This is a genomic window from Chitinophaga sp. NPDC101104 (assembly GCF_050277495.1).
GTDB lineage: Bacteria > Bacteroidota > Bacteroidia > Chitinophagales > Chitinophagaceae > Chitinophaga.
This window is the reverse complement of record NZ_JBNNSF010000001.1, coordinates 772,737-793,774: the sequence shown is the minus strand read 5'-3', so window position 1 is coordinate 793,774 and position 21,038 is coordinate 772,737. Positions and strand designations below refer to the sequence as shown.

Genomic DNA, 21,038 nt, shown 5'->3' with positions numbered 1-21,038 from the left:
CTGCCGGGCGGTTTCCTTTTATATGCGCAGTGCTTATTTCGCGGGTATTTTCGCAGGCTTTTCGAGGATGCTCGCGGTAATTTCCGGGTTCATCACCACTTTGCTGATCACCACCTTCGTTTCCATCGGCGCCTGTTCGATCACCGACGCATACACGTAGCCGTCGTCGGTTTTCTTGAACTCGCTCATTTTGGTCACGATTTCCATCTGCTGCCCCTGCATGCTGGCCGTGCTTTGGCGTTTCGTGATGTAGTAAGTGGCAGGATCGATGTAGTAATAAGCTACGGAACCGTTTTTACGGGTGAGCTTCAGTTTAAAGGTCTCCTTTCCATCGGTATTGTCTTTCCCTACCAGTTCTACCGTATGGCCTTTCGCTTTGGCGTTCACCAGTTCGCCTTCGAGGTCGAGCTCGGAGCCCACGTCTTTCATATCTTCCGCGGAAGCGTCTACCGGTTCCGTCTGCTGCTGAACGGGAAGGAAGAGCCAGCCACCGGTGGGCGTTGCCACCTGGATGTTTTTGGTGCCCATGGCATCGAATTCCACGCGCATGCCGGTATTGCTGATAACGGACACTTTGAAGGGAAATTCCATGCCCTGCACCTGCAACTGGCCTTCGGAAATCATTGATTTGATGCTTTTCAGTTTGGCTTCGCCGCCCATGGCAGCCTGGTGTTTGCTGATCACTTCATCAGCTGTTTGTGCCTGAACGTTCAGGGCCGTTCCCGAAAGGGCTATGGCAATGGTTAACCCGAGGATTCTTTTCATTTGTTGAGGATTTTGATGATGGATATTCAGTCCACAAATGTATCTTTTCCCCGAAACTGGCAAAATCATTTCACTTCGATTTAACAGTTTTTACCGAGTTTTAACCCCATGAAAACATGGCAGCTCGCAGGGAACCTGGTCGATATTCCCGGCAGAAAAACATATCCCGCGGTAATTACCATCACCGATGGCCGGATCGCGGACATTGTTCCGGCGGACGGGCCCGTCCCTTCCCGCTATATCCTCCCCGGTTTCGTGGATGCCCACGTTCATGTGGAAAGTTCCATGCTCATCCCCTCGGAGTTTGCGCGGATGGCCGTTGTTCATGGCACCATCGGCAGTGTGTCCGACCCGCACGAAATAGCCAATGTCTGCGGCGAGAAAGGCGTGGAATTCATGCTGGAAAACGGCAGCAAGGTACCATTCCGCTTCTGTTTCGGCGCCCCGTCGTGCGTGCCTGCCACCGTTTTTGAAACGGCGGGAGACGCCATTGGGGTGGAAGGTGTGGACCGCCTACTGCAGCGCCCCGATATCTACTACCTGTCCGAAATGATGAATTTCCCCGGTGTGTTGCAGCACGATGCGGAAGTGATGGCCAAGATCGCCGCCGCCAAAAAATACGGCAAGCCGGTAGACGGACATGCGCCCGGCCTCCGCGGGGATGCCGCCATACAATACGCATCCGCCGGCATCAGCACCGATCATGAATGTTTTACGCTGGAAGAAGCGACCGGCAAACTCGCCGCCGGCATGCACATCCTCATCCGCGAGGGCAGCGCCGCGCGGAACTTCGAAGCCCTGGAACCGCTCATTTCCACCCACCCGGAAAAAGTCATGTTCTGCAGCGACGACAAACATCCCGACAATCTCGAAGAAGGCCATATCAACCTGCTCGTGAAGCGGGCGCTGGCGAAGGGGCACGATGTCTACGATATCCTCCTCGCCGCCTGTATCAATCCCGTGCTGCATTACGGCATTCCCGCGGGGCTCCTCCGGAAAGGGGATCCCGCAGATTTCATCCTGGCCGACAATCTCAACGATTTCAATATCCTCGAAACCTGGATCGGCGGCGAACAGGTGGCCGCTGCAGGCAAAACCCTCATCCAGCCGGTACCCGTGGAACCCATCAACCGATTCCACTGCACCGCGAAAACGGAGGCCAATTTCCGCATCCCCGCTCCGGCGGCCGTTTCCACGGCAAAAGTGATCGAAGCGCTAGATGGCCAGCTGATCACCCATCCCCTCACTTTCCAGCTAACCGCCGAAAACGGCTTCCTTCACAGCGATGTTTCGCAGGACGTGCTGAAGATCGCCGTCGTGAACCGCTACCAGGACGCACCGCCCGCATTGGCGTTCATCCGCAATATCGGGCTGCGCTCCGGCGCCATCGCTTCCACCGTTGCGCATGACAGCCATAATATCATTGCCGTGGGGGCAGACGATGAAAGCATGCGCCGCGCCGTGAACGCGCTCATCGGCGCGGAAGGCGGCATTTGCGTGATCGACGGGAACAACGAATTCATCCTGCCGCTCCCCGTGGCAGGGCTCATGAGCGCCGGCGACGGGTACGACACAGCGCGCAGGTACAGCCAGCTCGACAAGGCCGCAAAAGCCCTGGGCAGCAAGCTGGACGCGCCTTTCATGACCTTATCGTTCATGGCGCTGCTCGTCATCCCCCACCTGAAACTCAGTGACAGGGGGCTTTTCGACGGAGATCGATTTGCATTTACGGATGTAGCGACGGCTTAGGCTTCAGACACCCAGAGCGCACCGTTGACACTGTCGCGCGGGGCGCCGGTAACCGACGAAAGGATGTTGGGCTGCTGGCGCCAGCGGAGCGCGCCGATGAGCGCCATCACGAGGGCTTCCTTGTAGGCGGCCGTTTGTTCGTCGGGCACAACGATGGTGATGCCCAGCGGGTCGAGGCGCGCGTCGATGGATTCGATGAGGAAACGGTTGAAAGCGCCGCCGCCCGTGACGAGCATTCTTGCGCCCTGTGTGGGCAATTCCAGGCTTTTTACGGCAGCTTCGATCTGCGTGGCGATATGTTCCACGTAGGTCCGCAGTTTGCCCTGAACAGACAGCGTATGTCCTGCGATGATGGGCAATACGGTTTCCGTACCGAAGTCGTTTGCGAGCGATTTCGGGAAAGGTTGCGCGTAATAGGGCAGCGCGTTGAGCTGGCTGAGGAGTGCATTGTCGATAACGCCTCCGGCCGCCAGGGCGCCGTTTTCGTCGTACGCTTTGCCGAGCTGCTGTGCCAGCGCGTCGAGCACGCGGTTGGCGGGACAGATATCGAAAGCGCGGTAGGTTTCCCCGTTTTTAGCGGAGATATTGGCGATACCGCCCAGGTTGAGCAGGTAGCTGAAGTCGGAAAAGAAGAGTTTTTCGCCGATGGGGACGATGGGTGCGCCTTGTCCGCCGAGGGCCACGTCTACGGCGCGGAGGTCGCTGATGACGGGGAGGCCGGTCACCGCGGCGATGGTGGCGCCGTCGCCCAGTTGGGCCGTGGTGTTTTGTTCGGGGATGTGGAAGGTGGTGTGCCCGTGCGAGGCCACGAAATGGATTTTATGGTGGAGGTTGTTGCGGTCGATGAAATCGTTCACCTGTTCGCCGGTGAACCGGCCGTAGGCAGTGTGCAGGAGCTGGTAATCACGGGCGTTGAGCCGGGTGGCTTCAGCCAGGGAGGCTTTCAGCTGATCGGTGTAAGGGATGCACTCCGCGGCGTGGATCTGGTAAGACCATTGCCCGCTCACTTCCGTCAATTCCGCATAAACTACATCCAAACCATCCAGCGAACTACCTGACATTAAGCCGATTACGTGATAAACCATTTCAAAAATTTTAACAAAGATAATGGAAGGCCGGATCATTTTATGGAATCGGGGCGGTGAAGCGCATCCGTAGGGAAACAAACCTCCCGACCATGAAACGCATTCTCCTGCTGTGCGCCATCCTATTGGCGTGCGGGCAACTTTTTGCCCAAAACGTACGCATCTCCGGCAAAGTGACCGATGCAGCCACCAAAGATCCCATTCCGGGCGCTACCGTCCAGATCCTGTCCACAAAATCCGGCGCGGTCTCCAATGAAAAAGGCATTTTTTCCATCCAGGTACCGCAAAAGAATTTTTCGCTGGAAGTGAAAGCATTGGGTTATGAGACTACTGTGAGAAAGTATTCCTCCTCCGATACGTTGTACCTTTTCGAATTGAAACCGCTGAAGCAGGCATTGCAGGAAGTAGTGGTGACGGGATATGCGCCGCAGCAGAAAGTATCGTATACCGGCTCCAGCACAACTTTCTCATCGACACAAATTTATGGCAGCAGGAGCGCGGACATTCGCCTCCGTGGAAATATTGCGCCCGAATCACGGGACGAGTTTTCTCCTGTCAATGACAACCGTTTCCATTACGTGAAGCAGCGGCCGCTGAGCACATTTTCTTCTGACGTAGACCGGGCGTCGTTTTCGCTCGTCCGTAGTGCGCTGGATATGGGGCGGTTCCCGGACAAGGACGCCGTTCGGGTGGAGGAACTGATCAATTATTTCGACTATGGATATGCGCAGCCGGCCGACGGCGCGCCCGTGGCGGTACATGCTGACCTGGCGCAGTGCCCCTGGGCCCCGGCGCATCAGCTGGTGCGGATCGGCATCCAGGGAAAGAAAATCCCGACAGAAAATCTCCCTCCCTCGAACCTCGTGTTCCTCATCGACGTGTCTGGCTCCATGAATGCGCCAAACAAGCTTCCGCTGGTGCAACAGGCTTTCCGCCTGCTGGTGAAGCAGCTGCGGCCGCAAGACCGTTTGGCCATCGTGGTGTACGCAGGTGCGGCGGGCATTGTTTTGCCATCTACCCCCGGCAACCAGAAAGCGACGATCCTTACAGCCATCGATCAGTTGCAGGCAGGCGGCAGTACGGCAGGCGGCGCGGGCATCAAACTGGCTTATGCTACCGCCAGGGAAAACTTCGCCAAAAACGGCAACAACCGCGTGATCCTCGCTACGGACGGCGATTTCAATGTGGGGATCTCAAGCGTCGACGACCTGGAAAGCCTCATCCAACAGGAACGGGAAGGGAATATATACCTATCGGTGCTGGGTTTCGGGATGGGCAATTACAAGGACAACCGGCTGGAAGCACTGGCAGATAAAGGGAACGGGAACTATGCCTATATCGATAATTTCGAGGAAGCACGCCGCACTTTTGCCACGGAATTCGGCGGCACGCTGTTTACCATCGCCAAAGACGTGAAGCTGCAGGTGGAATTCAATCCCGCCAGGGTGCAGGCTTACCGGCTGATCGGTTACGAAAACCGGCTGCTGGCGGATGAAGATTTCAACGACGATAAAAAAGACGCCGGCGAGATGGGATCCGGCCATAGCGTGACGGCGCTGTACGAGCTGGTGCCCCCGGGCGTGAAGCTGACAGACGCTACCGTGGACGCGTTGAAATATCAAATGCCGGAAACTGCGGGCGCCGTTTCCAGCGAGGAAGTGCTGACGGTGAAGGTCCGCTATAAAAACCCCGCCGGCGGCCGGAGCAAACTGATCTCGCAGGTGCTGAAGGGGACGGCCGCTCCGATCGGCGACAGACCGGAGAGCTTCCGTTTAGCCGCATCCGTGGCGCAGTTCGGGATGGTTTTGCGGAAGAGCCAGTTCGCGGGGACGTCGAGCTACGCCTCGGCACTGGAGCTTGCCGGCGGGTTGAAGGGGGCCGATGAAGAGGGGTACCGGAGCCAGTTCATCAGCATGGTGAAACAGGCGATGGCGCTGGCGGACATGGCGCGGAAGGAATAATGTTATCAAAGGGAAAAAGCGTTCCCGGTAGCGAAAAAAGTGCTATTTTGGCGTGAAACGCAAAACAGCAGGGTTATGATTATCAATCTGAGTGACACCAACTCACTTGTGGGCGAGTGGATGAGCGAGATCAGGGACGAAGTGATCCAGTCAGACAGGATGCGGTTCCGCCGAAACCTGGAAAGACTGGGTGAAGTAGCTGCCTACGAGATCAGCAAAACGCTGATGTATGTGGACAAAGAGGTCGAAACTCCGCTGGGAAGCGCGCATGTGCAGGTGCTCAAATACCAGCCTGTGATCGGGACCATCCTGAGAGCGGGACTGGCGATGCACCAGGGGCTCGTCAATTATTTCGACAAAGCCGACCATGCGTTCATTTCCGCTTACAGAAAGCATAACCGCGATGGTTCGTTCGAGATCAGTTTGGAATATGTGTCCTGTCCGCCCCTGGATGGGAAGGTGCTGATCCTGAGCGACCCGATGCTGGCTACCGGGGCTTCCCTGGTCAAAACGATCGAGCATTTGTCGGAATTCGGCAAACCTGCTCATATTCATATCGTTACGGCGATTGCCTGTACGATCGGGATCGAGTATGTGCAGCGGACGGCGGATGCGAATATCAGCATTTGGGCGGGAGACATCGACGATGAGCTGACGGCCAAGGGGTACATCGTACCTGGCCTGGGCGATGCCGGCGACCTGGCGTTCGGGGAGAAGGTGCAGCAGTAACAAAAGGTAATTATCCGCGTTTAACAAATAAGACACTAGCTAACTGTATATCGGCGATTCCGGAAGGCTTTGCAAAATGGGTCTGTTTCAATGCGTCGCATTGTTATATAGATTTAATTTGAAATATAAAATTGATTTTCTACCTTAGCATTGTATAGTGTCCCTATCAGCCTTTAACCGATGAAGTATTGAAATGAAAAAACTACTACTCCTATTAACCATAGCCCTTTATGCATTCAGCCCTGCAAAGGCGCAGGATCCGCACTTCACGCAGTTCTTCGCGTCTCCGCTTACGCTGAACCCGGCATTTACGGGGTACTTCTCCGGCGATCTTCGTTTATCCGGCAATTACCGCAGCCAATGGCGCAGTATTGCGTCTCCGTATGTGACGGGCACGCTGGCGGCGGATTTCGGCATCCTGAAGAACAGTATTCCCTATACGGATACCTGGGGCGTGGGGATTCTGGCGTTGTACGACAAAACCGGCGCGGGCGCTTTGACGTCCAACTTTGTGGCGTTGAGCACGGCTTACCATAAAGGGCTTGATGTGGAGGGGAACCATACGTTGGGGCTGGGCGTGCAGATGGCGTATGCGCAGAAGCGGGTAGACCAGACCAAACTGATTTTTGAACAACAGATCGGCGATAACGGGTACGATCCTTCCCTGCCCAGCGGCGAAACGATCATGAACCCGAACATCGGTTATCTCGATTATAACGTGGGCTTGCTGTATAGCGGGCTGGTAGGAGAATCTTCCAATATTTACCTGGGTGCTTCCTACTATCACTTCACGCAGCCTACCGAAACTTTCCTTGATAACAACAACAACCGTCTCAGCTACCGCTATACGGTGCATGGTGGTGGTTCTTTCCCGGTGAACGGCGGCAACCGCATCCACTTCAGCGCACACTACATGCGTCAGAACCAGGCGGTAGAAACCACGATGGGTGCGGCTTACGGCTTCCTGTTGAACGATATGCCCGATGCGCCGACCATCTTTTACGTAGGTTCCTGGTTTAGGTTGAAAGATGCCATCAACCCCTATGTAGGCCTGGAATTCAGCAGCTTCAAAGTGGGTTTGAGCTATGACCTGAACGTATCTACGCTGAAGCCTGCATCCAATTATCGCGGTGGTATGGAACTTTCTGTGATTTACATCGGCAAACGCGGCGACAGCAACAAAAACGGTACGCTTTGCCCAAAATTCTAACCTGATTTTTTACATAAGCAGCGCCCACGCCCGGTTTCAGGCGTGGGCGCTTTGTTTTCCAGGAACAACGAACCCGTAAAAAATGAGATCTGTTTTTGATGAACTGGATGGATGTGAAGGCGCGAGGTCCATTGGCGTTTATGCTGCCCCTTGAGGCTGTCCGCCAGGCGATCGCGCGTTTACAAACGAAACCTGGTTTCCAAGATTACCCCCGATGATTTCAGTATTAGCGAATATGAGCTGGATAAAGATCACTGAAAAAACCGGTTCTCTACGGTAACCAGCATCATGGTAAAAGATATGAACGGGGAATGGAAGGCGGTGACGGCGGCCTGCAGGCCCGACGGTACTTACCGGATTATCGGATTTCACCAATCCGATCCGTCTGGAGAGTTTTAAGAAGGGGATTCGTAAAATGCGCGCTGCGGGATGGCGAGCTACACGCCGTTGAAAAAATACCACCCGGCTAACAGAAATGACCCAAATTTATCTTGTAAGCCCTTTCCCTTTGCTGACCCATTTGCTGTCGCGGATGGAGAAGCGATAGGGCAGGTACGCGTCTTCCATGGCGTAGGCCACGCCGACGCGGGTGCCGGCGACGATGTCTTTCGCGGGGATAGGCGGGGCGTCTTCTATCCAGATTTTGTTGCCGAGGAGGCTTTGTCCGGTGAGGGCGGTGGTGATCCCGAGGGCGCGGGAAAGGCTGCCGGGACCTGCGGTGAGGGTGTAGTCGAGTTTGGGTTTGGCGGTGCGCCGGAGCATTTCGGGGATGCCGTCGAGGGGTTCGAGGCCGCGGATAAGCACGGCGTGCGGCACTTCGGAGAGGTTGGTGACAACATTAAAGAGGTGGTGGATGCCGTAGCAGAGGTAGACGTAGGCTACGCCGCCTCCGGCAAACATGATTTCGGTGCGTTGGGTGCGGCGGTTATTCCAGGCGTGGGACGCTCTGTCTACCACGCCGTTGTAGGCTTCCGTTTCCACGATGCGCCCGGATGTCCGGACGCCGTCGATTTCCGTTACCAAAACCTTTCCCAGCAAGGCTTTCGCTACTTTCAGCACATTCTTTTCGAGATAAAATGCTTGATCGAGTTTAGGCATACTGAAAAATAATACTAATTTACGTTCGACCCATCCGTTGCTTGCGCAAAACTCCAGTACATTTTTTGCTACCAATATAAAAAAGCGAACGTTGTTTTCATTAAGAGAAGTACTAGGCGCCATTCAGTCTTATGGTGTTGCCCATCGTTTCATCACTGAACATCGGCTGTGGAAGTGGATTTTGATCCCAGGGATCGTTTACTGCCTGATGTTTGTGGCGGGGATTATATATGTGTGGGACTATTCCGGCGTATTCATCGATTACGTGCTGAACTTGCTGACGTTGAAAACGTGGATCGAGGAGTTGCAGAACGGATTGGTGAATTTTCTTTTTTTGCTGGTGGGGTTTGCGGTGAGGATGGTATTCCTGATCATGTATTTTTCCTTTTTCAAATACCTGTTTTTGATAGTGGGGTCACCGCTTTTCGCGTATTTGTCGGAGAAGACGGAGAGCATCATGCAAGGGAAAGATTTCCCGTTTAGTATGGCGCAGCTGTTAAAGGATTTGTGGCGGGGGATCCGGTTGTCTTTACGGAATTTATTGTACCAGACGGCGTTGATGCTGATATTGGCGATCCTGGCGTTTGTCCCGATTCTGGGGTGGTTGACGCCGTTGATAGCGATGCTGGTGGAATGTTACTATTTCGGATTTTCGATGATGGATTATAGTTTCGAGCGCCGCCGCTGGACGATGCGGCAGAGTATCGCTTATATCCGTCAGCATAAAGGCATGGCGATGGGGAACGGGGTGGTTTTCTATCTGTTCCTGTTCATCCCGGTGTTGGGCTGGTTGCTGGCGCCATGCTACGCGGTGATTGCGGCTACGATACATTTGCAGCAGCAACGGCTGCCCATGGGGACGGCGGAGTAGTTTTGACAGGGCTGAATTTCCTTCTTGCGACTCTTTTGCAAGTTTGATAGAGATTCATTCACTTCCTGTTACTTTTCTGCAGGGAGGCTATACTTAAAAACAAAGCCTCTTTACTTCAACCGCCGAATCTTCCCTGAATTCCTATCTTTGCCGGAATCGGGAACAGGAGTAACGGACAAGCAATTGAATGACAAAGCCGCATCCAATGAAAGCATCGCGGCGTTTTGCTTACATCTGAGCACGTTGAAGCACAACACATTGCCTGACCTACAGCCGCGTCCGCACAAGCTTCATTCCCGAACACTAAAGCATCGATTATGTCTCAAAGCGGGAAACTATATCTCATTCCGACGGTCCTCAGCGCAGATGCGCTTTTCAGCCTCCCTCCGTACATCACGGACACCGTACGGCAATTGCGCATTTTCTTCGTGGAAAACGAACGGACCGCCCGCCGGTTCCTCAAAGCCCTCGACCGCTCCATCGATATCGATAGCCTCCAGCTCCTGCTCATGAACGAGCATCATCCCCCCGACACCGCCAGGGCAAAAAAACTCCTCCAGGAAGGCCATTCCATCGGCGTCATCAGCGAAGCAGGATGCCCCGCCGTTGCCGACCCCGGCAATCTCGTGGTCCAAGCCGCCCACCAGGTACAAGCCACCGTAGTACCCCTGGTTGGCCCCAACTCCATGCTCCTCGCCTTAATGGCCTCCGGCATGAACGGCCAGAACTTCCAGTTCGTCGGCTATCTGCCCGTCAAACCCCTGGACAGAGCTAAAGCCATCAAGGACCTGGAATCCACTTCCGCAAAAAAACAGCAAACCCAGCTCTTCATCGAAGCACCCTATCGCAACAATCAATTGCTGAAAGACATTCTTCAAAACACCAGCGACCGTACACTCCTCTGCGTAGCCGCAGACCTCACCGCACCTACGGAATACATCCGCACGCAAACGATCGCCCAATGGAAAAAGGATACCTCCGATTTTCATAAAAGACCGGCGATCTTCCTGCTGTATGCAGGTCAGTAATGCCCGGCTGATTGCTGAAACCCGCTACTGACAGCGTTTGTTCAGTAAGCGTAATTCCCTTTTCTCCGCTTCGCGTGCTTCACATAATTTGTCCAGTGCGTATTCTACCTCCTCCCTGTTGAAGGGCTTGAAAACCGGTTTTTCCAACACTTCCATATCCCAAAACCTTCTCCACCAGTTGGGTATCCAACGCCCTTTCCTGTATATTGTCATCCGCTCTTCGAATGCCCTGAGCCGCTCTTCGTGCTTAAATTCCTCAGGCCAATCTTCCGCAAAAAAAGCAATACAAAAGTCCGTGTTATCCAACCTCGGCAACTTTTTCATTCGCCGATACCACTTCCCCTTGACCCAGGACCATCTATAGAAATCTACGAAGTCCTTCAGCGTCTCCCGGTAAATTTTACGCAGTAGAAAATTCATATATCAAATGAAATATTAAACAAACGACGTATGGCACAATTGCCGCTATCCCCCATTGAAACATATTACGGTGGTACGCTTCCTTCCTCCTGGCCATTGCTGCCAAAGCGATAAGCAATTTCCTCATATCACTGAGATACTTTCGCTGCACCAACAATTCAATCTTACTCTCCGCCACTCCCAATGACTTCAGCCTTTGCTGCATTTTAAAGTATGTATCCAACGGCTCCGGCAGCACCGACTCTCGCGGCAAAATCAACCTACCTGCATAAATCACCGACACAGCCAGCATCCCCAGCAACAGCCAATAACAGACAAAGTACCCCCAATGCACCTCCCTCCCGGATTTGTACAAATCCAGCGTAATCGGCATCAAAAAAATCGCTACCGCCGAATAAATAAATAGCAAATGGGTCAACTTATCCGTATACCGCTGATATGCACCCACATACTGCTCCAACCGGCGCTCATGCATCGCAATCAGCTCCCCGATCTCAAACAAGGATTTCACGTAAATGGATTTTTAACAAACAATCATTCAACGCCAATTATGACGGTAATGTAAAATTAGGGGGAATGGCGATCGGGACGGGATTTAAAAGGCGAGAATATCTCCGAACGGGAAGAGGATATCTCCGAAAATCGGAGGGATAAAAAAAGCCGGACTTTTTCGCCCGGCTTTCCTGTTAAAAAGAAGTTTTTCGCTCACCCGTTTTCGGATCGGTCACAGATATCACACTATCCACAATGAAATTGCTATACCCGCGCCAGGGCAACGCCCCCAGGTGCTCCCGGTAATGCAACTCCAACAACTTCCCGCTACTGCCCATCAGCAACTGCGCCACCTTCTCGTCTGTCACCGAAAACTGGAACTCGTTCGACTGCACGCCGCCCAACGTCTGCGGCTTAAACCCAGACTGGATCAACCGCCCTTCATACGTTTTCCAGATATACCCCTTCTCCACGAAGAAGTTCAACTCCCCCGCCTTGGTACCCCGGCCAAACACAAAGTAATACCGGTAATAAAAGAATCCTCCCAGCACCACCAGGATGATCAACACAATAATGAGTACGAATTTTTTCATATCAGGATTATAAACCGTATTTATCAACCAAATAAATCAACGCCCCCATGCCCACGGCCCCCATTTCCAACTCCCGCTTATTCACCGCCTCAAATGTGTCCGATGCCGCATGATGAATATCAAAATAACGTTGCGAATCGGGAGAAAGTTCAGCCATCGGAATGCCGAACGCCCGGCCCAACGGCGTTATGTCCACCCCCGAGCCCACTTCATCGAAATCATACAACCCGTAAGGCTGCAGCAACGGCGTCCAGCTCTTCACCCTCGCCCGCTGGGCATCCGTCATTTCCATGATGAAACCCCTGGGCGTAAATCCACCCGCATCGCTCTCGAGCGCAAACACATGCTTTTCATTATTTTGCTTCGCAAGCTCCGCATACTTCACACCCCCGCGCGTCCCGTTCTCCTCATTGGCGAACAACACCACCCGGACCGTATGCCTCGGCCGGATTCCCAGCGCCTTGTAAGCCCTCAGTATCTCGATCGACTGCACCACACCGGCACCATCGTCGTGCGCACCCTCGCAGTTGTCCCACGAATCGAGGTGACCGCCAACCGTTATATATTGTTCGGGGAACTCGCTGCCGCGCAATTCTCCGATCACGTTATGACCGATCGTATCCGGCAACATTTCGCAGGTGGTACGAAGGAACACCTGCATCGTAGGATCGTTAACAATCCGCTGGCTCAGCCGGTCCGCGTCTTTCAAACCGATGGCCACCGCGGCGATCTTCGGGAAGGAATCGTTGTACCGCGTGCTGCCGGTATGCGGGTGATTGTCCATACTATGGCTCATCGACCGAACGATCACCGCCACCGCACCGTATTTCGACGCGCGGCTGGGCCCCTGGCCACGGAATTTCACGGCATCGCCGTAACTATGGAAAGTTTTGACGAACGTGGGGTTGAAGGGATAGTTATAAAACACGATCTTCCCTTTCACTTCATTTTTCCGCGCCTCCAGTTCGTCGAAAGACCTTATCTCGATCACGGGCGCCGTTACGCCTTTCTTTCCCGTTCCTACGGAATTCCCCAGTGCCAGGATGTTCAGCGGCGGCACGAAATCGCGCCGGCGGCTCACGATGCGGGCCTGTTCCTTTTCGCCCCGCACCCAATGCGGCACCATACATTCCTGGGTAAATACCTTGTCGGCCCCCGCGGTCTTCAACGCTTCGGCACCCCATTTTTCGGCCTTTACCATTTGCGGCGAACCGGCAAGGCGGCCACCGATCTGTTTGGTCAGCACCCGCAGGTTCTCATACGCGGTACTGCGGGTCAACACCTCGTCTGCCAGGCGGCGGATGGCGAGGGAGTCTGACGCCTGCGCACTGGCGGATTGCACCGAAATGCAGGCCAGCACAGCTAAAATTGGCTTCATCATGTTTAGATCCGGATTTACGGGTTTAAAGCTAACTAATTTTAAAATACTTACCTTAGCAACTCATTAAATCCATTCCCGGATGCGCATTGGAATTGTATGCTACCCTACCTACGGCGGTAGCGGCGTATTGGCGACGGAACTGGGCAAAGCCCTGGCCGACAAGGGGCACCTGGTGCACTTCATCACCTACCAGCAACCCGTCAGACTGAATGCTTTCCACGCCAATATTTATTATCACGAAGTTCAGGTCCCCACGTATCCGCTGTTCGATTTCCCGCCTTATGAAAGCGCGCTCAGCAGCACGATGGTGGACGTGATCCTTAATCAAAAACTCGACCTGCTCCACGTTCACTACGCCATCCCCCACGCCTCCACGGCATATATGGCGCAGCAGATCGTTGCCAAGCAGGGCCGGCATATCCCCTTCATCACTACGCTGCACGGCACGGATATTACGCTGGTGGGGAAAGACAAGACCTACGCGCCCGTAGTCACCTTTTCCATCAACGAGTCTGACGCCATCACGGCCGTGTCCAACAACCTGCGGGACGAAACCTACAAATCGTTCCCCATCGAAAAGGATATCTCGGTGATTTACAATTTCGTGGATACCGCGCGCTTCAAACGCCGCGAGCTCCCTCATTTCCGCCAGGCCATCGCGCCGAACGGCGAAAAAATCCTCCTCCACGTATCCAACTTCCGCAAAGTAAAACGCGTTCCGGATGTGGTGAAGGTCTTCCGCCAGGTGCGCGACGTCATGCCTGCCAAGCTCCTCCTCGTGGGCGACGGGCCAGACCGCCCCATGATCGAATGCATGTGCCGCGAAATGGGCCTGTGCGACGATATCCGGTTCGTAGGTAAACAGGAGCAGCTGGAAGATGTCATGTCGATCTCCGACCTTTTCCTCCTCCCGTCCGAATACGAATCCTTCGGCCTCGCCGCCCTGGAAGCCATGGCCAGCCAGGTGCCCGTGCTGTCGTCCAACGCCGGCGGCCTTCCCGAGATCAACATCGATGGCGTCACCGGATACTCCAGCCCCGTGGGCGATGTAGACCAGATGGCCGCCCATGCGATCGCCATCCTGCAAGACGAGCAGCTCCTCGCCTCCCTCCGCGAAGGCGCCCTCGAACAGGCGCTCCGCTTCCACATCGACAATATCATCCCGCAATACGAAGCGTTGTACGATACCGTGCTCCAGCAATCCGTAGTCCGCAACTAAACGCGGCAAGACATAAAAAAAGAGCGACGGGCATTCCATCGCTCTTTTTTTGTTCCTGGAAACCAGGTGGCCGTTATTTTCTGAACCAGGTATTGGCGTTCTGCAGTTTATCTACTTTATAAATCTGCACTTCCACCACACCGGCGCTTTCTTCATCGTTGGTACGGGCGGTACCGATCACCTGGCCGGTACTTACCGACTGACCGGATTTCACGCTGAAACCGGAGAGGCCCACGTAGTTGGTGAAATACTGGCCGTGCTTGATGGTGATGGCGTAACCGCCGCCGGGGATGGCGAACACGGAGCGCACCTGCCCGCTGAACACGGCTTTCACGTTGCCGCCTTTGCGGGTGGCGAAGATCATGCCGTCGTTTTCTTCGGTGATCTTGATGTCCGGGTTTTTCTGGATGCCGAAGTAACCGATGATGGAACCGGTTTCTACAGGCCAGGGAAGTTTTCCTTTATTGTTCTCGAAGTTTTCAGAAAGGGCGGCAGCTTCCGGCGTGGCTTCCAGTACGTTGTACACGCGTGTCGGCTTTTCAGGCGCCGGAGCCGGGGGCTCGGGCTTGGTTTCCGGAGGCGGGGGCGGCGTTTCCGGTTTATTGTTGGCCGCCGTATTGTTATTATTGTTCGCCGCATTTTGCGCCGCTGCGGCTTTCGCAGCTTCGCGGGCGGCTGCCAGCGCGCGCTGGCGCTCTTCTTCCTTGCGTTTCCTTTCCGCTTCGAGGGCTTTTTTGCGGGCGAGCTCTTCGGCTTCCGCTTTCTTGCGCGCCGCTTCGATCTCCTTACGGATCACCGCGCGGATGAGGTCCTGCACTTTCTTCTGGTCGCGCTGCTTTTGGGCGATGTCTTGCGCCAGTTCCTTTTCGCGCCCTTTCAGCTTGCTCAGCACCTCGTCTTTTTCCTTCCGGTCTTTTTCGAGGGTCTCGCGTTCCGCCTGCTCCGTGGAAAGCGCTGTTGAACGTTTCTCGCGCTGGTCCTGGAGGTTTTTCACCTTCACCCGCAGCTGTTCCTGCGTTTCGATGATGTTATCGGCCTGCCGGCGACGGAAATCGCGGTATTGCTGGAGGTATTTATACCGTTTTACGGCGTCGTTGAAACTTTTGGCGGAGAAAATGAAGTTCAGGAAAGCGTAGGAGCTCCTGTTCTTGTACGCCGCCACCACCAGCTGCGCGTATTGTTCCTTCAGCGTATCGAGGTCGCGCTGCAGGGTTTTCACATCGCGCAGGGCCGTGTTGATATCCCCGTTGATGAAGGTGATCTCTTCGTTGATATTGCGGATCATCCGGGTGCGGACATCGATCTTGTTGCGCAAGGCGCGCAGCTGACCGAGGTTTTCCCGGCTGGATTTCTTTGTTTCCTTCAACATATTCTGCGCGTCCTCCATTTCCTTCTGGAGCTCACGCTTCCTCCGCTCCAGTTCCTCCCGGCTCTGGTTCTGCGCATGCAGCATACCCGGCGCCAGTGCCAGCACCAGGATAAGTAACGGGATGAACTTTTTCAATTGCACCATATTTATAGTTCCGAAATGATGTTTATAACGTTAAATATACAACGAAATTGTGTTCTATTGACGGGTGTATGACGACGGAATGGGGAACGGGAAGCTCACGGGCTTGTTAAATTCCATCTTCCGGAAGTCGAGCGCCACTTTCATGACCTGCTTTTCCTCCACGTAAATCTTCCGCTGGAACGCCAGTTTCCGGCCTTCCACCGTCCTGAAATCCCCATAGGTCAGCTCCACCACCCTCGGCGTCGGCCGCGAGCCGTCGGCATCGGTAAGCTTCACCTGCTGGATCGCGTAATCGTCGGCAAATACGTTGAACTGGCTCACGAGGTCTTTCATCTTCGACACAAACGAAACGATCGACTGGGTGCGCACTACCTGGCCTACGGAATCGCCGAGGAAAACGGGGTTCCCTACCAGCAGGTCCTGCAGTTCGGTGAGTCCCAATTCCAGTTTCATCAGCTCTTTCCCTTCCGCCGTGCTGCGCAGCATCACCGTACCTTCCAGCCGGTTGGTCACTTTAATGCTGTCCCGTGTGATGAGGATCCGGGCGCCTTCCACGTTCAGCGGGCCGCCGATGCGCACCCAGATGGCGCTGTCGTACTGCATCCGGATGTTCACCCCGAGGTTGTTGCCTTTCTTCCCCCGGTCGTCTTCGAAATCCATTTTCACATCGGCCGTGAACGTTTCGTAAGACACCCGGTTGGCCATCACCTTATCGCGGATTTCGCGGGCTTCGGCGAGGGCTTTTTCCGTGTCCGCCGAATCCGGGCGGGCAGCGGGAGCGGTAGTGTCTGACGGAAAGGTGGCGCGGGTGATGCGCGTGGAACGGCAGGAAAACAATGCCAGACTGATTAGCGATGCAACAATTGGAAGTTCTATTTTACGATTCATGATTCAATTCGACGATTTTTTTGCGCCCGCCATTCAACGGTCGATGTTTTTGATGTAACGCTTCTCCGCGATCTTGCGGGCGAGGCCATGGGAATTGGCCCCTTTGGCCTTGGCCAGCTGCCAGAATTGCATGGCTTTTTCCTTTTCGTTCAGGTTGAAAAGAATGTCCCCGTAATGCTCCAGTACGTCAGGATCCTGTTGCGCGTCGGTAAATTCGAGCGCCTTTTCGATCCACAGCTTTGCATCGCGGTAACGGCCAAGGCGGAAAAGTATCCATGCGTAGGTGTCCATGTAGGTAGGACTGTCCGGCTTCAGCTCGATGGCCGTCCGGGCAAGGGATTCGGCCTTTTCGAGTTTTTCGCCGCGCATAGACAGGTAATAGCTGTAGTTATTCATGACGATATGGTCTTTCGGCCGCATGCCCAGCACAATCTCGTAACAGCTGTCGCTCCGGCTATGGAGGCCGCTGGCGTGATAGGTGTCTCCCAGCAAGGCGTACACATCGGCCACGAAGCGTTTTTCGCCGCCGATCCCGAGGGCGCCGTTGAGCGCGAAGGCCGCGGCATCATATCGTTGTTTGAAATAATTGGCCAGCCCGTTGAAATAATATCCCATGAACTCCCGCGGGAACTGCTGCATAACGTGGCTGCTCACACGGAGGAGGGAATCGGGCTGTTCGGTCCTGGAATAAAGGTACATGAGCTGGTACCAGACGCTGAATCGCGTGGAATCCAGGTCCAGCGCGAGTTTGTAATTGATGAGCGCACTGTCGGGCACATTGGCCTGCGAGTACATATCGGCCCTCAGCGCATAGGCTTTCGCGTCATCCGGGTGCGACTCCACGATGAGATTGGCCAGCATGATGCCTTCCGCCTTTTTGGTGGTATCGGTTTCGAGCATCTGCAGGTAAGGATATACAAATGCTACCTTTTCGTCGATATTGAATTCCGGGTTATGGAAAGCTTTCAGGAGGAATGCGCGGTACCGGGCCTCGTTGCCGTTCTTCTTTTCCATGTTGGCGATGGCGATGAGGGCACGGGGATGTTGCGGATCGATCATGAGGATGGTGTCGTACACGCCTTTGGCCTGGGCAGGCCGGTCCACCGCTTCATAAATTTCCGCCAGGAGGCCCCAGTACCGGAGCTCTTCGGGCTCCTGGGCAATGAGGCGCCGCACTTCCGCAGCCGCATGATCGGGCAGGTCGAGCCGCATGAAAATCCGCTGTTTCTGGAAAACGATCTCGTCGTTCAGGCCTACGCGCGCTTCGAGGGTATCGAAAATAGCGATGGCTTCGGCGAACTTGCGCGCTTTCGACAGCGACAGCCCTTTGTTAAAAAGGAGATCATCGTCCTGCGGGCTCGCTTTCATGAGCCGGTCGTACACCACGGCCGCGCTGTCGAACATTTCGTTGACGGAGAACGCTTCGGCCAGCGCCATCTGGTACCATTTGTTGGTGGAGTCCATGGCGGCGGCACGCCGTGCGAAACCGAGCGAATATTGCGGGTTGCGCGCTTCCATGAACAGGCGGCTCAGTTCGTAATAAACGGCCGCATTATCGCGGTTGAGGCGCAGATAGTCGGAATACTGCGTGATGGCCGTCTTGTAATCGCCGAGCATTTTGGAACGCTGCGCGGCAAAGAAAAGACTGTCCGCCCGCTGCGCCAGGATTTCCTGTTGCAACGGAGCGGGGATCAGGGCGGCGCTTTTGCGCTGGCTGCCGCAGGATGCGGCGATCATCCCCGATAATGCCAGGATCAGTATGCCGGTGATGCGCATGCTCAGGATTTGCCGGTATGACCGAATCCGCCTTCACCGCGAACGGTATCGCTCAGTTCCACGACTTCTGCAAGCGTAGCCTGTACGAAAGGAGCGATCACCATCTGCGCGATACGGTCGCCGTGCTGGATGGTTTGCGGTTCGGTGGATAAATTGATAATGATGATCTTGATCTCTCCCCGGTAGTCCGCATCAATCGTGCCGGGCGTATTGAGGAGGGTAAGCCCCTGTTTGATGGCGAGGCCGCTGCGGGGGCGCACCTGTGCTTCGAAACCCGAAGGCAGTTCCATGAAAAGGCCCGTGGGGATGAGGCTACGCTCCATCGGCTGCAGCGTAACGGCAGTTTCCAGGTTGGCACGAAGGTCCATCCCGGCCGCATCCGCAGTTGCGTATGTGGGAAGCGGATTGCCGGAACGGTTGATGATTTTTACTTGAATATCAGCCATTGAACAAAGGTAACAGTTATCGTTAAAAAGGTTATTGCTTTTCGAGGAGCACGTTGGCATAGGCCACCACGCCTTCTTCACGCCCCACGAAACCGAGCGTTTCGGTAGTGGTAGCCTTGATGGAAACGTCTTCCACCGTCAGCCCCAGCCGCTGCGCGATCACTTCCTGCATCTGCGGAACGTACGGTTTGATCTTGGGCGCCTGCAGGCAAAGGGTCGCATCCACGTTCACCACGCTGTAGCCTTTGGCTTTGATCAGCTCGCTGCAGCGGGAAAGCAATATTTTGCTGTCGATGTCTTTATAGGTATTGTCGGTATCGGGGAAATGCGTCCCGATGTCGCCCAGGGCCGCGGCGCCGAGCATGGCGTCGCAGATGGCATGCAGGAGCACGTCCGCGTCGCTGTGGCCGAGCGCCCCTTTGCTGTGGGGCACCAACACCCCGCCCAGCCAAAAGTCGCGGCCGGTTACCAGCTGATGAAAATCCACGCCCAATCCAATCCTTAACTTAGTCATGATCCTGTTTTTTGCTATTCCGTAAAATAATAAATCCTCCAAAAGACCGGAGGATTTATTGCATCTTAAAAAGTATTATGGCAAATATACTATCTATTCCTCATTTGCGCCCAGGTCGAACGTCAGCGAGAAGCGGAGCGTGTTAGACAGCGGGTTGCGCTGGATACCCGTTCCCGAAGGCACGAGATACGAAAAGTTCAGGCCGAAGATATTGTATTTAACGCCAACACCCGCCGTAAAAAATTTGCGGTTCCCTTTAGACGCATGCTCGTTGTAATAACCTGCACGAACGGCAAACAGCTCGTTATACCAGTATTCCGCACCTACGGAATACATCAGCTCCTGCAATTCTTCCTTAAACCCGCCCGGCGCATCGCCGAAAGAGCTGAACATCCCTTCCAGCATGCTTTTGTTGGGGAGGTAGGCGGAGTCGCCCTGGTATTGGACAGACGGCACCATCAGTTTATTGATGTCTGCCGTAAAGGTTACTTTATTGTACTCGTCGATGCCGATGGTATACGCTGCGCCCAGGCCCAGGTTGGTCGGCAGGAAGTCTTTCTGCGCGGATTGGGTGTAGGAGATGCGGTTACCGATGTTGGAGATGGCGAGGCCGGCGCTGAAATTGTTGGTGCCGCCGTTCTTATTCTCGAAATCTTTGGTGTAGTAAGCGGAAAGATCGGCTGCCACGGCGCGCCCGGGGCGGATCGTCTGATCGTTGATCGTACCGCTGGCGAGGCTGGAGTGGATGTAGCGAAGCGTTACGCCCATCGACCAGTTTTCGCTCAGCTTACGGGCATAACCCGCGTCGAAAGCGAATTCCCGCGGCCGGAAGTTCCCGTCGAACTGGCCGTTGTTATTCCTGAACTCGATATCGCCGAGGGAAAAATAACGGAGCGATCCGCCGATGGCCTGGTTCTCGTCGAGCTGGGTATAACCCGCCAGCTGCGCGAGGAATACGTCGTTCACGAGCTCTTTCAGCCAGGGCGTATAGGTTACCGCTACTGCGGATTTCTTTTTGGCAAAAGGAAGTTTGGAAAGGTTCCAGTAAACGGAATTGGCGTCCGGGGAAATGGCAACACCCGCGTCGCCCATCGCGCCACTGCGGGCGTCCGGCGAAATACGCAGGAAAGGCACAGCTGTGCTGATCACATTTGTCCTCCCATCTACAGGATTGGAAGGGTCAAGTTGCGCATTTGCATTGTTGGATAGGCATAGGAAAGAAATGCAAATAACAGCTGTCGATATCCTTGAAAACATGCAATACTATTTAGTTAGCTTAAATGTAAAAATAAGTTCTAAT

The 21,038-nt window shown here is 54.6% G+C and carries 19 protein-coding genes; 7 read left to right on the top strand and 12 right to left on the bottom strand.

Annotation, left to right across the window (positions count from 1 at the left end; translation table 11 throughout):
- Positions 1-33 precede the first annotated feature (33 nt).
- Positions 34-765, bottom strand: a complete 732-nt coding sequence (locus ACQKLP_RS03410) for a LolA family protein (RefSeq protein ID WP_427320069.1) — start codon at positions 763-765, stop codon at positions 34-36.
- Between the two features lie 108 nt (positions 766-873).
- Here ACQKLP_RS03410 and ade point away from each other — a divergent pair, with 108 nt between their 5' ends.
- Positions 874-2,514 (top strand): adenine deaminase, encoded by a 1,641-nt coding sequence (gene ade, locus ACQKLP_RS03405; protein ID WP_427320067.1) that lies wholly within the window; start codon positions 874-876, stop codon positions 2,512-2,514.
- Here ade and ACQKLP_RS03400 read toward each other — a convergent pair.
- Positions 2,511-3,599, bottom strand: a complete 1,089-nt coding sequence (locus ACQKLP_RS03400; protein WP_427320065.1) for an anhydro-N-acetylmuramic acid kinase — start codon at positions 3,597-3,599, stop codon at positions 2,511-2,513. The two genes, ade and ACQKLP_RS03400, sit on opposite strands and share 4 nt — an antisense overlap.
- Before the next feature lie 92 nt (positions 3,600-3,691).
- Between ACQKLP_RS03400 and ACQKLP_RS03395 the strand changes: the two genes are divergently transcribed.
- The 3 genes from ACQKLP_RS03395 to ACQKLP_RS03385 all read left to right on the top strand — a co-directional run bounded on the left by ACQKLP_RS03395 (position 3,692) and on the right by ACQKLP_RS03385 (position 7,499).
- Entirely contained in the window at positions 3,692-5,560 is a 1,869-nt protein-coding gene (locus tag ACQKLP_RS03395; protein WP_427320063.1) for a YfbK domain-containing protein, read from the top strand.
- A gap of 75 nt (positions 5,561-5,635) precedes the next feature.
- Positions 5,636-6,289: a uracil phosphoribosyltransferase gene (gene upp, locus ACQKLP_RS03390; RefSeq protein ID WP_427320061.1), complete on the top strand. Its 654-nt coding sequence runs from the start codon at positions 5,636-5,638 to the stop codon at positions 6,287-6,289.
- Positions 6,290-6,482: 193 nt separating this feature from the next.
- Positions 6,483-7,499, top strand: a complete 1,017-nt coding sequence (locus ACQKLP_RS03385; protein WP_427320059.1) for a PorP/SprF family type IX secretion system membrane protein — start codon at positions 6,483-6,485, stop codon at positions 7,497-7,499.
- Between the two features lie 486 nt (positions 7,500-7,985).
- Here the strand turns inward: ACQKLP_RS03385 and ACQKLP_RS03380 are convergent, their stop codons facing one another.
- Complete coding sequence (locus ACQKLP_RS03380) at positions 7,986-8,597, bottom strand: DNA-3-methyladenine glycosylase (RefSeq protein ID WP_427320057.1); 612 nt, start codon at positions 8,595-8,597, stop codon at positions 7,986-7,988.
- A 91-nt stretch (positions 8,598-8,688) separates the two neighbouring features.
- Between ACQKLP_RS03380 and ACQKLP_RS03375 the strand changes: the two genes are divergently transcribed.
- Both ACQKLP_RS03375 and ACQKLP_RS03370 read left to right on the top strand, forming a co-directional pair.
- Positions 8,689-9,468, top strand: a complete 780-nt coding sequence (locus ACQKLP_RS03375) for an EI24 domain-containing protein (protein WP_423736663.1) — start codon at positions 8,689-8,691, stop codon at positions 9,466-9,468.
- Between the two features lie 317 nt (positions 9,469-9,785).
- Entirely contained in the window at positions 9,786-10,496 is a 711-nt protein-coding gene (locus tag ACQKLP_RS03370) for an SAM-dependent methyltransferase (RefSeq protein WP_427320055.1), read from the top strand.
- Between the two features lie 400 nt (positions 10,497-10,896).
- Here ACQKLP_RS03370 and ACQKLP_RS03365 read toward each other — a convergent pair whose 3' ends face one another.
- The 3 genes from ACQKLP_RS03365 to ACQKLP_RS03355 all read right to left on the bottom strand — a co-directional run bounded on the left by ACQKLP_RS03365 (position 10,897) and on the right by ACQKLP_RS03355 (position 13,382).
- Positions 10,897-11,427 (bottom strand): hypothetical protein, encoded by a 531-nt coding sequence (locus tag ACQKLP_RS03365; protein WP_427320053.1) that lies wholly within the window; start codon positions 11,425-11,427, stop codon positions 10,897-10,899.
- 175 nt (positions 11,428-11,602) lie between these two features.
- Positions 11,603-12,001, bottom strand: a complete 399-nt coding sequence (locus ACQKLP_RS03360) for a hypothetical protein (protein WP_341842635.1) — start codon at positions 11,999-12,001, stop codon at positions 11,603-11,605.
- Between the two features lie 7 nt (positions 12,002-12,008).
- Positions 12,009-13,382, bottom strand: coding sequence for a M20/M25/M40 family metallo-hydrolase (locus tag ACQKLP_RS03355; protein ID WP_427320051.1), 1,374 nt, complete (start codon positions 13,380-13,382; stop codon positions 12,009-12,011).
- A gap of 79 nt (positions 13,383-13,461) precedes the next feature.
- Here ACQKLP_RS03355 and bshA point away from each other — a divergent pair, with 79 nt between their 5' ends.
- Positions 13,462-14,601, top strand: coding sequence for an N-acetyl-alpha-D-glucosaminyl L-malate synthase BshA (gene bshA / locus ACQKLP_RS03350; RefSeq protein WP_427320049.1), 1,140 nt, complete (start codon positions 13,462-13,464; stop codon positions 14,599-14,601).
- A 73-nt stretch (positions 14,602-14,674) separates the two neighbouring features.
- On the opposite strand, the gene ACQKLP_RS03345 is transcribed toward bshA, so the two are convergent.
- The 6 genes from ACQKLP_RS03345 to porV form a co-directional block, all read right to left on the bottom strand.
- A complete protein-coding gene (locus tag ACQKLP_RS03345) occupies positions 14,675-16,105 on the bottom strand; it encodes a murein hydrolase activator EnvC family protein (protein ID WP_427320047.1) in 1,431 nt (476 codons plus the stop codon).
- A gap of 63 nt (positions 16,106-16,168) precedes the next feature.
- Positions 16,169-17,002 (bottom strand): DUF4292 domain-containing protein, encoded by an 834-nt coding sequence (locus tag ACQKLP_RS03340; RefSeq protein WP_427320045.1) that lies wholly within the window; start codon positions 17,000-17,002, stop codon positions 16,169-16,171.
- A gap of 33 nt (positions 17,003-17,035) precedes the next feature.
- Positions 17,036-18,778, bottom strand: coding sequence for a tetratricopeptide repeat protein (locus tag ACQKLP_RS03335; protein WP_427320043.1), 1,743 nt, complete (start codon positions 18,776-18,778; stop codon positions 17,036-17,038).
- A gap of 2 nt (positions 18,779-18,780) precedes the next feature.
- A complete protein-coding gene (gene dut, locus ACQKLP_RS03330; RefSeq protein WP_341842629.1) occupies positions 18,781-19,224 on the bottom strand; it encodes a dUTP diphosphatase in 444 nt (147 codons plus the stop codon).
- 31 nt (positions 19,225-19,255) lie between these two features.
- Positions 19,256-19,738 (bottom strand): 2-C-methyl-D-erythritol 2,4-cyclodiphosphate synthase, encoded by a 483-nt coding sequence (gene ispF, locus ACQKLP_RS03325; RefSeq protein WP_341842628.1) that lies wholly within the window; start codon positions 19,736-19,738, stop codon positions 19,256-19,258.
- Positions 19,739-19,831: 93 nt separating this feature from the next.
- Complete coding sequence (gene porV, locus ACQKLP_RS03320) at positions 19,832-20,995, bottom strand: type IX secretion system outer membrane channel protein PorV (RefSeq protein ID WP_427320040.1); 1,164 nt, start codon at positions 20,993-20,995, stop codon at positions 19,832-19,834.
- Positions 20,996-21,038: the final 43 nt, after the last annotated feature.